The 12277-nt window shown below is 73.4% G+C and carries 16 protein-coding genes; 8 read left to right on the top strand and 8 right to left on the bottom strand.

Annotated features, from left to right (window positions below; translation table 11 throughout):
• Positions 1-3 precede the first annotated feature (3 nt).
• Positions 4-768, bottom strand: a complete 765-nt coding sequence (locus tag O7607_RS06350) for a hypothetical protein (protein ID WP_269701670.1) — start codon at positions 766-768, stop codon at positions 4-6.
• Between the two features lie 95 nt (positions 769-863).
• Between O7607_RS06350 and O7607_RS06345 the strand changes: the two genes are divergently transcribed.
• A complete protein-coding gene (locus O7607_RS06345) occupies positions 864-2354 on the top strand; it encodes a dienelactone hydrolase family protein (RefSeq protein WP_269701669.1) in 1491 nt (496 codons plus the stop codon).
• 6 nt (positions 2355-2360) lie between these two features.
• Here the strand turns inward: O7607_RS06345 and O7607_RS06340 are convergent, their stop codons facing one another.
• Positions 2361-2843, bottom strand: coding sequence for a DUF6232 family protein (locus tag O7607_RS06340; protein WP_269701667.1), 483 nt, complete (start codon positions 2841-2843; stop codon positions 2361-2363).
• 58 nt (positions 2844-2901) lie between these two features.
• On the opposite strand from O7607_RS06340, the gene O7607_RS06335 reads away from it, so the two are divergent.
• A complete protein-coding gene (locus O7607_RS06335) occupies positions 2902-3312 on the top strand; it encodes a nuclear transport factor 2 family protein (RefSeq protein WP_269701665.1) in 411 nt (136 codons plus the stop codon).
• Here O7607_RS06335 and O7607_RS06330 read toward each other — a convergent pair.
• Positions 3258-3806 carry a DUF6232 family protein gene (locus tag O7607_RS06330; RefSeq protein ID WP_269701664.1) on the bottom strand — a complete coding sequence of 183 codons (549 nt, stop codon included), beginning with the start codon at positions 3804-3806 and terminating at the stop codon, positions 3258-3260. The genes O7607_RS06335 and O7607_RS06330 overlap by 55 nt on opposite strands.
• A gap of 131 nt (positions 3807-3937) precedes the next feature.
• Between O7607_RS06330 and O7607_RS06325 the strand changes: the two genes are divergently transcribed.
• Together O7607_RS06325 and O7607_RS06320 are read left to right on the top strand one after the other, a co-directional pair.
• Positions 3938-4711, top strand: coding sequence for an enoyl-CoA hydratase-related protein (locus tag O7607_RS06325; RefSeq protein ID WP_269701663.1), 774 nt, complete (start codon positions 3938-3940; stop codon positions 4709-4711).
• Between the two features lie 70 nt (positions 4712-4781).
• On the top strand, positions 4782-6404 hold the full coding sequence (locus O7607_RS06320; RefSeq protein WP_269701662.1) for an acetolactate synthase: 1623 nt from the start codon (positions 4782-4784) through the stop codon (positions 6402-6404).
• 55 nt (positions 6405-6459) lie between these two features.
• Here O7607_RS06320 and O7607_RS06315 read toward each other — a convergent pair whose 3' ends face one another.
• From O7607_RS06315 to O7607_RS06305, 3 genes are read right to left on the bottom strand one after another with little or no spacing between them, the layout of a single operon-like run.
• On the bottom strand, positions 6460-6858 hold the full coding sequence (locus O7607_RS06315; protein WP_269701661.1) for a PLD nuclease N-terminal domain-containing protein: 399 nt from the start codon (positions 6856-6858) through the stop codon (positions 6460-6462).
• Between the two features lie 26 nt (positions 6859-6884).
• Positions 6885-7184: a DUF202 domain-containing protein gene (locus O7607_RS06310; protein WP_269701659.1), complete on the bottom strand. Its 300-nt coding sequence runs from the start codon at positions 7182-7184 to the stop codon at positions 6885-6887.
• The gene (locus O7607_RS06305; protein ID WP_269701658.1) at positions 7181-7567 is read right to left on the bottom strand and encodes a YidH family protein; all 387 of its coding nucleotides are present in this window, start codon (positions 7565-7567) and stop codon (positions 7181-7183) included. Before O7607_RS06305 ends, O7607_RS06310 begins: the two co-directional genes overlap by 4 nt.
• A gap of 41 nt (positions 7568-7608) precedes the next feature.
• Here O7607_RS06305 and O7607_RS06300 point away from each other — a divergent pair, with 41 nt between their 5' ends.
• The 4 genes from O7607_RS06300 to O7607_RS06285 all read left to right on the top strand — a co-directional run bounded on the left by O7607_RS06300 (position 7609) and on the right by O7607_RS06285 (position 10742).
• A complete protein-coding gene (locus tag O7607_RS06300; protein ID WP_269701656.1) occupies positions 7609-8406 on the top strand; it encodes a GNAT family N-acetyltransferase in 798 nt (265 codons plus the stop codon).
• A 2-nt stretch (positions 8407-8408) separates the two neighbouring features.
• Positions 8409-8813, top strand: coding sequence for a hypothetical protein (locus O7607_RS06295; RefSeq protein WP_269701654.1), 405 nt, complete (start codon positions 8409-8411; stop codon positions 8811-8813).
• Positions 8814-8990: 177 nt separating this feature from the next.
• On the top strand, positions 8991-9770 hold the full coding sequence (locus tag O7607_RS06290) for an electron transfer flavoprotein subunit beta/FixA family protein (protein ID WP_269701652.1): 780 nt from the start codon (positions 8991-8993) through the stop codon (positions 9768-9770).
• 12 nt (positions 9771-9782) lie between these two features.
• Complete coding sequence (locus O7607_RS06285; protein WP_269701651.1) at positions 9783-10742, top strand: electron transfer flavoprotein subunit alpha/FixB family protein; 960 nt, start codon at positions 9783-9785, stop codon at positions 10740-10742.
• Positions 10743-10839: 97 nt separating this feature from the next.
• On the opposite strand, the gene O7607_RS06280 is transcribed toward O7607_RS06285, so the two are convergent.
• A complete protein-coding gene (locus tag O7607_RS06280; RefSeq protein ID WP_269701649.1) occupies positions 10840-11610 on the bottom strand; it encodes an anti-sigma factor in 771 nt (256 codons plus the stop codon).
• On the bottom strand, positions 11564-12169 hold the full coding sequence (locus O7607_RS06275; protein ID WP_013284457.1) for an RNA polymerase sigma factor: 606 nt from the start codon (positions 12167-12169) through the stop codon (positions 11564-11566). The genes O7607_RS06280 and O7607_RS06275 overlap by 47 nt, the downstream gene beginning before the upstream one ends.
• Positions 12170-12277: the final 108 nt, after the last annotated feature.

Below are 12277 nucleotides of genomic sequence, written 5' to 3'. Positions count from 1 at the left end.
TCCTTACACGTCGTCGGTGAGGCGTTCGCCGCGGCGGCGCAGCATGCCCAGCCCGGGGATGCCGGCGACCGCGAGCTTGAGATCACGCGTGACGTCCAGCAGGTCGTGCAGGTCCGGGCCGACCCGGTCCAGAGTGGCCAGGATCGGCAGCACGTCCGAGGTGAGGTGGTCCTTGAGCTTCGGCAACTCGTCCACCAGCCGGATCGCGGCGGTCACCTCCTCCGGACTGAGCTGCTCCACGAAGCGCGCCGCCATCGGCGCGGCCCGGCGCAGCGTCGCCTCGTACGCGGCCAGCAACTCGTTCGCCACGCCCGTCGCCTTCTCGGCGGTCGCCAGGGTGCCCGCCGCCCGCGCGGTAACCGTCTCCGCCTCGGTCACCACACCGGCCGCGCTGCGGGCCACCCGGTCCGCCTCGCCGACCACGGTGGCCGCTGCCGCGGAGACCTGCTGCGCCTCGCCGACCACCACCGTCGCCGCGGCGGTCACCTCGGTCGCCGTCTCGATCGCGCCGGTGGCGGCGGCGCTGATCACCGCCACCTCGCGGACCGCCGCCTCGGCGTCGGTGAGCACCCGGTCGGTGCGGTCGAGCGTGCCCTCGATCCGGTCGACCACCCCGTCGATCCGCCGGACCAGCGCCTCGACCTGGTCGAGGACGGCGAAGGCGCGAGCGGGCACCGAGGCCATCGTGACGGCCGAGCCGAGCGCCTGGTCCACTGCGGTACGGGTGAGGCCGAGCAGGGCGCCGGGCCGGGGGAGAGGGATCGCCATGGCATCCAGTGTGCGGCGTCGGGGCCAGCGCCGCCCGGTGGCTGCCGGGCGGCGTCGGTCACGCCGGGCTTCCGGTGCGGCGTAGGGTGCCGGACATGCCCACCCCCGGCCCGGCGTCGCGGCGACTGCTCGCCTGCGGCGTGGTCGCGCTGCTCGCGGTCGTCCTCGGCGCCCTGCTCCTGGCCCGCGCCGACGCCGGTCTGACCACCCGGCGGGCGACGGTGGCCGGGGTGCCGCTGACCGAGGTACGGGCCGACGGTGCGAGCGGGGACCGGCGGCCCGGGGTGGTGATCGCGCACGGCTTCGCCGGGTCCGCCCGGCTGATGCGGCCGCTGGCCGACTCGGTGGCCCGCCGGGGCGGGATCGCGGTGCTGCTCGACTTCGCCGGGCACGGTGCGAGCAGCTCCCGGCTACCGGGCGCGGGCCGGGACGAGGAACGCAGCCGGGCGGCGCTGCGGCACGACCTGGACGTGGCGGTCGCCTGGCTGCGCGGGCGTCCCGGCGTCGACCCGGACCGGATCGTCCTGGTCGGGCACTCGATGGGCGCGGGTGCTGTCGTCCGGTACGCGGTCGCGCATCCGGAGATCGACCGGGCCGTGGCGATCTCGCTGCCCGACGGCAGCGACGTACCGGCGGGCTGGCCGGGGAAGCTGACGCTCGTGGTCGGCGGGCTGGAGTTCGCCGGTTTCCGCCAGGCGGTCGACGAGGCGTCACGGGACGCGGCGCCGGGCACCCGCACGCGGGTGGTGGCGCCCGGCGTCGAGCACGTGTCGGTGCTGTTCGCGCCGCGTACGCACGCCGCGGTTCTGCACGCGCTGCCGAACCCTGCCGGCGGGCTGCCACTGTCCCCGCTGACCCGGCCGGGCGGCGCCGGGCTGCTGCTGGCAGGGCTCGCGCTGGGCTTCGTACCACTGGTGGCGTTGCTGACGCACGGGGCCGGGACGCGCCGGGCCGGGACGGTCGCCGGCGGTCCGCGTACCGGGCGGTGGCTCGCCGCGACGGTGCCGGCGGCCGGGCTGGGCGCCGTACTCGCCGCGCTGCTGCCTACCGCCCGGCTACCGCTCGCCGTGGGCGGATACGTGGCGGTGTTCCTGCTGCTCACCGGCGTGCTGCTCGCTGCCGCGGCGCGCTTCGCGCAATCCGGCCGGACACAGGAGGCCGGGGGTGGCGTACGGTCCGCCGTCGTCGCCGTCGTGCTCCTCGGGTACGCGGTGCTCGCCGTCGCCCTGCCGCTTCATCTCGGTCTCACCTCGACCGTGCCGGTCGGGGCGCGCTGGTGGCTGCTGCCCCTGGTGACGTTCTGCTGCCTGGTCTTCCTGCTCGGCGCCGAGCGGCTCGCGGACGGCCACTCCGTCCGTTACGCGGCCACCGGCGGGATCGCCGTGCTGGTGCTCGCCGTGGCCGCGGTGATCGGTCTGGCGCCCGGGTTCGTGCTGCTGGTGGTGCCGCTGTTCGCCGCGCTGGTGGCCTGGCAGGCGGCCTGGGCCGCGGTGCTGCGCCGCCGGGCCGTGCCGTGGTGGCTGGCGCCGTCGCTCGGGGCGGTGCTGCTGGCCTGGCCGACGGCGACCACGCTGCCCCTGGCCTGACGGGTGCTACCTGCGGTCGGTCTGCTGTTCCACGGCGCGTTGCACGGCCCGGTAGATCTGCCCGAACCGCAGCGCGTCCGGCGTACGGACCAGCAGCGTCTCCCGGCCGTGGTGCTGGACCCAGAGTTCGTGCACCCGGTTGCCGCGCTCGTAGGAGCGGTCCAGCCAGCCGAGCGGCACCTCCAGGAACGGGGTGAGTGCCAGTCCCACCACCACGAACGCGGCCAGGATGATCAGGGCCAGTCTCCACTCGCCGCGGTCCTGCGCGGACCAGGCCAGCGAGAGCACGCAGACCACGGCGACGAGCGGCGGCAGCGACAGCAGCAGGACCAGCACGCCGCGGCCCAGCACCCGCCCTCGGACGGCAAGTGTGGTGGTGCCGCGCGCGTGCCAGACGTACGTGACGTCGGCGAGCGCGACGGCCTGACCGCCCGCGTGGATCGCCTCGGAGGTGACCTGCACGGTGTCGTCCCGGTAATAGAGGACCATGAATCAGCCTAACCGCGCGTGTCGACACCGGACGGTCGAACGTCGGTAGGGTGACGGTATGACGGCCGGTGACGAGCAGGCGCGCAACGTCGAGGTGGTCAAGCGCTACCTGCGCACCTTCGTCACGAAGGACCTGGCCGAACTGGCCGAGGTGGTCGACGAGGACGTGGAGATCTACGGCTCCGGCAGCGCGGTACGCGGCCGGCGTTACCCCGAGGCCGCCGTCTCCTCGCCCGGCCTGACCGTGCTCGACCAGGAGATCCAGGAGATCTTCGCGGCCGGGGACCGGGTGGTGGTGTCGCTGGCGCAGACGTACCGGCGGGACGCCACCGGGGCGACCACGGTGCAGAGCGCCTGCAAGATGTACCGCCTGGCCGGTGGCCGGATCGTGCAGTTCTGGGGCGAGCAGGACACCTATGGCCTGTTGCGCGGGCTCGGCCTCCTGCCGGACGAGCCGATCACGTTCTGACCGGGCGCGGCAGGGCCCGGCGCGCTCCGGCGAGGGCCGGCGGGCAGGCTCTCCATGGCCCGCTGCACCGCCCGGTAGATCTGGCCGAAGCGCATCGCGTCGCGGGTGTGCAGCAGCCGCACCGGCCGGCCGCGCCATTCGGCCCACATCTCCATCTCCCGGCTGCCCCGGGCGTAGGAGCGGTCCAGGTACTCGAAGAGGAAGTCGGCCACCGGCCCGACGGCCAGGCCGATCAGCACCGAGATCCCGACGATGGCGATGGTGACCACCGCCGAGCTTCGCAGCCACACGGCCAGCCCGATGCCCAGCACGGCGGTGACCAGCGGCCCGGCCATCGCGGCCCCGATCGCGCCGCGCCCGGCGAGCACCCGCCACGAGCGTTCGCCCCGCCGGTGCCACACGGTGGTCAGTTCGGCGAGCGGGTAGGTGCGCCCGTCCACCCGTACCGCCGTGGAGGTGACCTGGACGGATCGGTCGTCGAAGTAGGTGATCATGACCTCACTCCCGGTGGCGGGGCGGCGGCGACTCCGGCGGCGACCTGGGGAGTCGCCGACACCACACTGTCTACCCCAACGAGGCGAGCCGTAAGGTTGGCACGCGACTTCGACGAGGAAGTGAGGGCAGCGTGGGCGAGTTCGTCAGGCTGGAAGTGAAGGACGGCATCGGCACCATCCGGCTGGAGCGGCCGCCGATGAACGCGCTCAACACCCAGGTGCAGGAGGAGTTGCGCGCCGCCGCGTCGGCGGCCACCGCCGACGCCGAGGTCCGCGCCGTGATCGTGTACGGCGGCGAGAAGGTCTTCGCGGCCGGCGCGGACATCAAGGAGATGGCCGACATGTCCTACGTGGACATGGCGGAGCGTGCCGCCGACCTGTCCAGCGCGCTCGGCGCGATCTCCCGTATCCCCAAGCCGGTCGTGGCCGCGATCACCGGGTACGCGCTCGGCGGCGGCTGCGAGCTGGCGCTGGCCTGCGACTGGCGGATCGTCGCCGAGGACGCCAAGCTCGGCCAGCCGGAGATCAAGCTCGGCATCATCCCGGGCGCCGGTGGCACCCAGCGACTGGCCCGGCTGGTCGGTCCGGCCCGCGCCAAGGACCTGATCATGACCGGGCGGATGATCGACGCCGCCGAGGCGCTGCGGATCGGCCTGGCCGACCGGGTGGTCCCGGCCGCCGAGGTCTACGACGCCGCGGTGGCGTACGTGAAGCCGTTCCTGACCGGGCCGGCGCAGGCGCTGCGGGCGGCGAAGGCAGCGGTGGACGCGGGTCTGGACATGGACCTCACCTCGGGCCTGGCGTGGGAGAGTCAGCTCTTCGCGGCGCTGTTCGCCACCGACGACCGGCGCGAGGGCATGACCGCGTTCGTGGAGAAGCGCAAGCCGGGCTTCACCGGCCGCTGACGCGAGGGCTGTTCACATCTGCTGTACCGGCCAGTAACGTGACCCCGGTCGGTCGATGAAGGGGAATGGCATGACGGAACGGGTCGAGGGCCACGGCGGCGATCTGGCGCTCGCGGCACTACGGGCGCACGGCGTACGGGAGATGTTCACGCTCTCCGGCGGGCACGTCTTCCCGCTCTACGACGCCGCCCACAAGGCGGGCTTCCCCCTCTACGACGTGCGGCACGAGCAGTCCGCCGTGTTCGCCGCCGAGGCGGTGGCCAAGCTCCAGCGCCGCCCCGGCCTGGCCGTGCTCACCGCCGGCCCCGGCGTCACCAACGGCGTCTCCGGCCTGACCAGCGCGTTCTTCAACGCCTCGCCGGTGCTGGTGCTCGGCGGGCGGGCCCCGCAGTTCCGCTGGGGCTCGGGCAGCCTCCAGGAGATGGACCACCTGCCGCTCGTCGCGCCGGTGACCAAGCACGCCGAGACGGTGTTCAGCGCCGACGACATCCCGCGCGCGGTGTCGGCGGCGCTGACCACCGCGCTCACCCCGCACCGGGGCCCGGTGTTCCTGGACTTCCCGCTGGAGGCGGTCTTCTCCGTCGGTGACGCCGACCTGCCGGCGGTCACGCCGCCGGCGCCGATCGAGCCGGACCCGGACGAGGTCGCGAAGGCGGCCCGCCTGATCGCCGGCGCGTCCCGGCCGGTGATCATCGCCGGCTCCGACGTGTACGCGGGCGACGCCGTCGAGGCGCTGCGTGCCGCCGCCGAGTCGCTGCGGGTGCCGGTGTTCACCAACGGGATGGGCCGGGGCGCGCTGCCGCCGGAGCACCCGCTCGCCTTCGCCAAGGCCCGCCGGGTCGCGCTCAAGGGCGCCGACGTGGTCGTGGTGATCGGCACCCCGCTGGACTTCCGGCTCTCCTTCGGCGACTTCGGCGACGCCCAGGTCGTGCACGTGGTGGACGCGCCCAGCCAGCGCGCCGGGCACGTGCAGCCGGCCGCCGCGCCGGCCGGTGACCTGCGGCTGATCCTCGGCGCGTTCGCCGACCACGCCGGTGACCGGGCCGACCACGCCGACTGGATCGCCGAGCTGCGGACCGCCGAGGACGCGGCGAAGGCCCGCGACGCGGAGGAGATGGCGGCCGAGAGCGACCCGATCCGCCCGGCCCGGGTCTACGGCGAGCTGCGCAAGGCGCTCGCCCCGGACGCCATCACCATCGGCGACGGCGGCGACTTCGTGTCGTACGCCGGTCGGTACCTGGAGCCGGCCCAGCCCGGCACCTGGCTCGACCCCGGCCCGTACGGGTGCCTCGGCACCGGCATGGGCTACGCGATGGGCGCCCGGGTCAGCCACCCGGACCGGCAGATCTGCGTGCTGATGGGCGACGGCGCGGCCGGCTTCTCGCTGATGGACGTGGAGTCGCTGGTCCGGCAGAAGCTGCCGGTGGTGATCGTGGTCGGCAACAACGGCATCTGGGGGCTGGAGAAGCACCCGATGCGCGCGATGTACGGCTACGACGTGGCCGCCGACCTCCAGCCGGGGCTGCGCTACGACAAGGTGGTCGAGGCGCTGGGCGGCGCGGGCGAGACGGTGGAGAAGGCCGCCGACCTCGGGCCCGCGCTGGGGCGCGCGTTCGACTCGGGCGTGCCGTACCTGGTGAACGTGCTGACCGACCCGGCCGACGCGTACCCCCGGTCGTCGAACCTGGCCTGAACACGGCGCGTGCGGGCCGTCCGCCGGGGGACCGGCGGACGGCCCGCGGCGCGTGTCAGACCTCGGGGCGGTCCCTGTCGTCCGGGCGGCCCCGCAGCTCCTCCTCCCGGCGGCGCAGGTCCTCCTCCCAAAGCCGCAGCCGTTCCTGGTCCTCGCGGCGGGACCGCTCGTCGAGCGAGGCGAGGAACTCCGGGTCGTCGTCCGGGGCGAGCGGCCGGCGGGCCGGCGCGGCGGGACGGGTCGTCCCGGTGACACCGGCGGCCCCGGCCGGGCGCTCACGGCCCACGAGGAACCAGGCGATCGAGCCGACCAGCGGGAAGAAGAGAATGATCAGCACCCAGATCATCCGGGGCAGCGCCTTGACCTTCTCCTCGTCGGCGGAGAGGCAGCTGATCAGCGCGCACACGGCGAGGACGATCTGGACCAGGAAGAGCAGCACGTAGAGGCGGGCCATGCCTCATGATGGCTCACCGCCGCTCGTCAGCGCACCCCGCCGAGTACGTGCGCCACACCGAGCGCTGCCAGCCCGGCCGCGCCGAGCGCGGTCAGCGGCACCGACCAGCTGTCGAACCGGCGCGGTCCGGTGCCGGTGGCCCGGTGCCACGTCACCACCAGCACGGCGAGCCAGACCAGGAGCGCCGCCCCGGTCAGCAGCGCGTCGAGGACGCGGCCGGTGAACGCCTGCCGCAGCTGCAGCAGCAGCACCGCGGTCAGCGTGAGCAGCGTCCGCCGCCAGGCCAGCCGGGTGCGCTCGGGTTGCAGGCCGGGGTCACGGATCACCCTGCGCCACCCAGCAGCACGGCGGCCACCAGCAGCAGCGCACCGATCGCGACGACGAGCGCCAGCACGGCCGGGAAGCGGGACGCGGGCAACTCCTCGTTCAGCCGCATGGCGCGTTCGGTGCGCGCCCAGTGGTCGACGGCCCGGATCGAGACGGCCGCGCCGAGCAGCAGCAGCGCGATCGCGAGCGCCTCGCGCAGGTGGGCCAGGCGCAGCGGCGGGAGGAACTGGGCGGCGGCCAGCCCGCCGGCCACCAGCGCGAGCCCTGTTCGCAGCCAGGCCAGGAAGGTCCGTTCGTTCGCCAGCGAGAAGCGGTAGTCCGGCGGGGTGCCGACCGAACGCAGCTCACGCGGGTCGAACCAGCTCTTGATCGACTCCCACACGCTGCCGATTATCCGCTTTGCCCCGCGCCTAGCCTGGGGGGATGACCGATCTTGACGCGCGCGAGCTGCGCGACGCCTACGACGCCCAGATCCGACCGGAGCTGCCGGACCCGCTGCCGGACGGGGTGACCGTGGAGCGCGACGGCCCGCTGTTCCGCGTGCTCGGCCTCGACCACCGGGGCTTCCTCACCTACCGGACGCTCGACGGGCTGGCCGGCGCCGAGCTGGACGCGCTGATCGCCCGGCAGGTCGAGGTCTTCCGGGCCCGGGGCGAGGCGGTCGAGTGGAAGCTCGCCGGTCACGACGAGCCGGCCGACCTGGGCGACCGGCTGCGCGCCGCCGGGTTCGTGCCGGAGGACCAGGAGACGGTAGTGGTCGGCCCGGTCGCGCCGCTCGCCGCCGCCGTCCCGGTCCTCCCCGAGGGGGTACGCCTGCGCGAGGTCACCAGCCGGGCCGACCTGGAACGGATCGCCGCCATGGAGGAGGAGGTCTGGCGGGAGGACCGCAGCCACCTGGTGTACGGGCTGGCCCGGGAGATCGAGGCCGATCCGCAGTCGATCACGATCGTGGTGGCCGAGGCGGGGAAGACCGTGGTCAGCGCGGGCTGGATCCGCTACCAGCGCGGCACCGGCTTCGCCAGCCTCTGGGGCGGCTCGACGCTGCCGCAGTGGCGCAAGAAGGGCATCTACCGGGCGCTCGTGGCGTACCGGGCGCGGCTGGCGCAGCAGCGCGGCAAGACGCTGCTGCAGGTGGACTGCTCGCCGGACAGCCGGCCCATCCTCGAGCGGCTCGGGCTCGTTGCGGTCACCACCTCCACGCCGTACGTCTACACTCCGTGATCATGGAACGGTTGACGGCGGACGAGCGGCTCACCCTGAAGACCGGCGCGTTCGGGGCCGTGTTCCTGGTCTCCAACGCCGTACCGGGCGTGTTGGCCATGGTGCGGGAGAGCTTCGCCGCCTCCGGCGCGCTCGCCGAGGTGGGGGGCGTGGTCAAGGAGGCGCTCACCACCGGGCCGCTGCCGCAGCTCCCCCGGGACTCGGCCCTGGAGGTCGAGTCGGTGGTGCTGCCCGCCCTGGGCCGGTCGGTGGAGATCCTGCGCGCCAAGTCGCCGGGTGACGTCGAGACGTACCGGTCGGTGGTGCTGGCCGCGGCGGATCGGGTGGCGCAGGCACACCGGGGGATCGAGCCGGCCGAGGCGGCGGCGATCGAGAAGATCCGACAGGCGCTGACCGAGGCGGCGTGACGGTGGTGAGTTGCGTCACTCCGGGCCGCCGGGGCGGCCATGCTACTTGCGGGTAACATTGCGCTCGTGGGGAAGTGCACAGCTGCCCGCGGTTGACCCACGTTGCGTCACGCGGGAGGCTGCGCCCGTGACCGGGCGAGTGATCGCTACACCAAACAGGAGGGTCGTCGAAGCGCGATGAACATCGTCGTACTCGTCAAGCAGGTGCCCGATTCGGGCGCGGACCGCAACCTGCGTTCTGACGACAACACCGTCGACCGCGGTTCGGCGAACAACGTCATCAACGAGATGGACGAGTACGCCATCGAGGAGGCGTTGAAGATCAAGGAGGCGCACGGCGGCGAGGTCACCATCCTGACCATGGGTCCGGACCGGGCGACCGAGTCGATCCGCAAGGCGCTCTCCATGGGCCCGGACAAGGCCGTCCACGTGGTGGACGACGCCCTGCACGGCTCCTGCGCGGTGGCCACCTCGAAGGTGCTCGCCGCCGCCCTCGGGCAGCTCAACGCCGACCTGGTCATCTGCGGCGCCGAGTCGACCGACGGCCGGGTGCAGGTCATGCCGCACATGATCGCCGAGCGGCTGGGCGTGGCCGCCCTGACCGGCGCGCGCAAGCTCACCGTCGACGGGTCCAGCCTGACCGTCGAGCGGCAGACCGAGGAGGGCTACGAGGTGGTCACCGCCTCGACCCCGGCCGTGGTCTCCGTCTGGGACACCATCAACGAGCCGCGCTACCCGTCCTTCAAGGGCATCATGGCCGCCAAGAAGAAGCCGGTGCAGACGCTCTCCCTGGGCGACCTGGGTGTGGCCCCGGCCGAGGTGGGCTTCGACGGCGCCACCAGCGCCGTGGTCGAGCACTCCAAGCGCCCGCCGCGCTCCGGCGGCGAGAAGATCACCGACGAGGGCGACGGCGGCGTGAAGCTGGTCGAGTTCCTCGCCACCGAGAAGTTCGTGTGAGAGGTCTGGGACATGTCTGAGGTTCTCGTCGTCGTCGAAGCCACCAAGGAGTTCGGCGTCAAGAAGGTCACCCTCGAGATGCTCACCCTCGCCCGCGAGCTGGGCACCCCGAGCGCCGTCGTCCTCGGTGGCGCCGGTGCCGCCGAGGCGCTGAGCGCCAAGCTGGGCGAGTACGGCGCGGAGAAGATCTACGCCGCCGAGGGTGAGGAGATCGACGGCTACCTGGTCGCCCCGAAGGCCACCGTGGTCGCCGAGCTGGTCACGCGGGTCCAGCCCGCCGCCGTGCTGCTCGCCTCGTCGCAGGAGGGCAAGGAGATCGCCGCCCGCCTCGCGGTCAAGCTGGACAACGGCATCCTGACCGACGTGGTCGGCCTGGCCGCCGACGGCACCGCGACCCAGGTCGCGTTCGCCGGCTCCACCATCGTCAAGTCCAAGGTCACCAAGGGCCTGCCGCTGGTCACCGTCCGGCCGAACTCGCTCGCCCCGGCCCCGGCCGCGGCGACCCCGGCCGTCGAGCAGCTCACCGTGTCGGTCACCGACGCGGACAAGCTCGCCAAGGTCGTCGAGCGGGTCGCCGAGCAGAAGGGCTCCCGCCCCGAGCTGACCGAGGCGTCGGTCGTCGTCTCCGGCGGTCGCGGTGTCGGCAACGCCGACAACTTCAAGCTGGTCGAGGAGATGGCCGACCTGCTCGGCGGCGCGGTCGGCGCGTCCCGCGCGGCGGTCGACTCCGGCTACTACCCGCACCAGTTCCAGGTCGGCCAGACCGGCAAGACGGTCTCCCCGCAGCTCTACGTCGCGCTGGGCATCTCCGGCGCGATCCAGCACCGGGCCGGCATGCAGACCTCGAAGACCATCGTCGCGGTGAACAAGGATGCCGAGGCGCCGATCTTCGAGCTGGCCGACTACGGCGTCGTCGGCGACCTGTTCAAGGTCGTCCCGCAGGCCGCCGAGGAGATCCGCAAGCGCAAGTGAGCGTCGCGTGACAGAAGGCCGCCGCCCGGTGCACCGGGCGGCGGCCTTTCTCGTTGGGAGCTGATCGGCGGGCCGGGGAGCTGAGCCGGCCCGCCGATCAGCCCGTCAGGGTGCCCCTCAGCAGGCTGTCGCCGGAGTGGGCGGGCTTGTTGTCGTACTGCTCCGCGCTGATGTCGACCACGGTGTAGGTGCGCAGGTCGACGTTCGGGGGAATCGGCAGGAGCGCGTCCCCTGATCCGTTGCTCAGCGTACCCACGGAGAACATTTCCATCGTGTTCGGATCGATCAGCCAGACCTCGTAGTACCCCGGAACGGTCGGGAGATTCGTCACGTGCAGATGCAATCGGTTGTCACCGAGCACCCGCGCGTCGCCGGAGGCCTCCTTCGGTGTCGACCCGAACGCCGCGAGCGGCGCGCTGGCCAGCACCTGCGGCTGCGGATCGGCGGGCTCGCCGCCACCGCCGAGCACCGCTGCGGTGCCCGCCACACCGATCACCGCGGCAGCGGCGGCGGTGACCGCCGTGGTCGCCCACCCCGGCCGGCGCCGGCTGCGGCGCGGACGACGTGCGACGACGGGTACGGCGGCCGGCTCCACCGGGTCGGCCGGGCGCGGCAGGCGCCGCTCGGTCAGCGCCGGCAGCTGCTCGGCGGCCCGGACCTCGGCCATGATGCCCTGCCAGATGTGCTCCGGCGGGTCGGGCAGATCGGCCAGACCCTGGGTGCCCGCGCCGAGCCCGGCGACGTGCTGGAGTGTCTCCACCTCGCCCCGGCAGTGGTCGCAGGTGTCCAGATGGGTGGCCTCGCCGTCAGCCGCCTCGCTCTCACCGAGCGCCAGAAAGACCAGCCGGTCGTGGTCCAGGTGCTGCACCGTCCACCTCCCATCTGCGTTTCAGGCTCTGCATGCCGCGTCTGATGTGACTCTTGACAGTGCCTAACGGCACGCCGGTCACCGCCGCGATCTGCTGGTGTGTCAGGTCGTCGTAGAACGCCAGCTCGAGCATCCGACGCTGTTCGTCGGGGAGCCGGGCCAGCTCGTCGGCGACCACCAGCCGGTCGACAACGGTGTCCGGGTCGGGACCGGTGGAGACCGGCTCCGGCAGTTGCTTCACCGTCTCGACCACGCGCGTCTCCCGGGCCGAGGCCCGGATCCGGTCGACCACCTTGCGCCGCCCGATCCCGAGCAGCCAGCCGACCAGTGAGCCTTTCGCCGGGTCGAACGTCTCCCGGCCGAGCCAGGCGGCGACGAACGTCGCCTGGGTCACGTCTTCGGCGTCGCTGCGGTTCACGAGCGTCGTGGTGGCCAGGTGCAGCACCGCTCGCCCGTACCTGTCGTACGCCTCTCGCAGGGCCGCCTCGTCGCCGTCGCGGAACCGGGTGGCGAGGTCGTCCTCGCCCGGCGGTTCGGGGCCCTGCCTCGCCGCCGTCACCGGGCGGCTCGCCTTCCGTGGGGCATGCCCGACTGTAACTCCCACAGCCACCGCCCCACTCTCCCGGTGTGTCCGTCACAACCCTCGTCACCTCTCCTTCGTCCCGGC

It is taken from the genome of Micromonospora sp. WMMA1949 (assembly GCF_027460145.1).
In the GTDB taxonomy this organism is placed as follows: Bacteria; Actinomycetota; Actinomycetes; order Mycobacteriales; family Micromonosporaceae; genus Micromonospora.
Note: the sequence above shows the minus strand (reverse complement) of the source record. Positions and strands in the feature narration are given on the sequence as shown.